At 60.6% G+C, this 1,402-nt stretch carries 2 protein-coding genes; both read left to right on the forward strand.

From position 1 onward, the window contains the following. Positions 1–283 precede the first annotated feature (283 nt). Positions 284–832, forward strand: coding sequence for an MACPF domain-containing protein (locus ABT116_RS46400; protein ID WP_351647253.1), 549 nt, complete (start codon positions 284–286; stop codon positions 830–832). A gap of 43 nt (positions 833–875) precedes the next feature. Beyond that, positions 876–1,145 carry a hypothetical protein gene (locus ABT116_RS46405; protein WP_351647254.1) on the forward strand — a complete coding sequence of 90 codons (270 nt, stop codon included), beginning with the start codon at positions 876–878 and terminating at the stop codon, positions 1,143–1,145. The last annotated feature ends 257 nt before the right edge of the window (positions 1,146–1,402 follow it).

Consider the following 1,402-nt stretch of genomic DNA (forward strand, 5'->3'; position numbering starts at 1 on the left):
GAGATGGCCAAGCTGTCGCTGTGGCTGGTGTCGATGGACCCGGGGCGCCCGTTCACGTTCCTGGACGACCGGTTGGTGGCGGGTGCAAGCTCCCGGATCGGGCACAGCACGTGTCCCGTCAAGGCGTGGATATTCAGTTGGTCGATGCGGCAGTGCTGTTCGAGCATGGGTTGACTGGCGTTGCGTCGGTTGACCAATGGATCGCCGCCACCAATCCGCACAAGGTGAAGTCTCGGCCACGGGTCTATTCCCCTGATTCGCCGCGCGTAGCGAGGATCCGCTGATGGACGTCTACGGCAAAGCCACCCAACTGCTGAACGAACTGACATCGCGACTCGAATCGACGCGCGCCGGCCAGGTTGAGTACGCGGCAGTGCATACAGGGGACATGGTGCCCGCGTACGGGTGTGAGACGGCATTCGTTCGGCCGGGACAGATCTATCCGACGGTCGCGTTCCCGGCGCCATTGAATCCCGCACAGATCGATGCGTCGCAATCTGTCCTGTACGTGGCAGACCTCGAGGTGGTGGTGTTTCGTTGTTATCGCGGCACGTCAGATAATTCGATGCCTCAATTGCAGGAACTGGATTCGCTCGCACGTGACACTCTCGATGACGCACGAGCGATGATGCGGGCAGTTTCATGTGCATTCGATCGTGGCACACAGTTCTTCTGCGGTCCGTGGATTCCGCGGGGCCCGTCGGGCGGTATCCATGGCGGTTCGATGACGGTCACTGTCGGTGTGGACTTGTGGTGCTCGTGCGATGCGGTGATCCCGGAATTCGATTCCGTATTCGCACCGTTGGATGGCGATCCTCGCATCGAATTGTGATCGGTAGGCACAGTTCAACTGTGTCCGCCGTATGATCTGGTTCATGACCACTGTGCATGTTCGTGCGAATCAGACCACAGTCGATTGGGCGGAGGGCGCCGAGTTCGTGTGCGAGCGCACTCCGTTCGTCGACAACCTCATCAAACACGGAGGACTAACCGAACTCGAGTCGGTTTCCGAGTTCTCCATCGACACCTTCAGGACCGACCCGAGCCAGCCGTACGTGACCTACCGCGACAGCGTTCCCGAAGGCAACGTCGTCGACGCCCAGGACAAGGTTGCGGCTGTGCCAGCCGTTCGAATTGTCGGTTGAATTACGCCCGATGCGCCTGCGACCATAGTCACGTCTATCGCGGGCAACCTGAACCAACTGTCGCCGTTGCTGTTTGTGCTGCCGTCCAAGTTCTTCTTGGTTTTGGGAGCGCGGATACCGCCCTCGCTGTTGGTGCTGTTGGCAGCACCATTCCCAACCACCTGATTACTACCTGAAATTCGCACCTCGCCGACCTGACCTCGCGCCCGGAGCTGGCCAGGGTGGGCCGGAGTGTGGCCGCGGTGGGTGCGCTCGCC

The organism is Streptomyces sp. NPDC002130 (assembly GCF_040296465.1).
Lineage (GTDB): Bacteria > Actinomycetota > Actinomycetes > Streptomycetales > Streptomycetaceae > Streptomyces.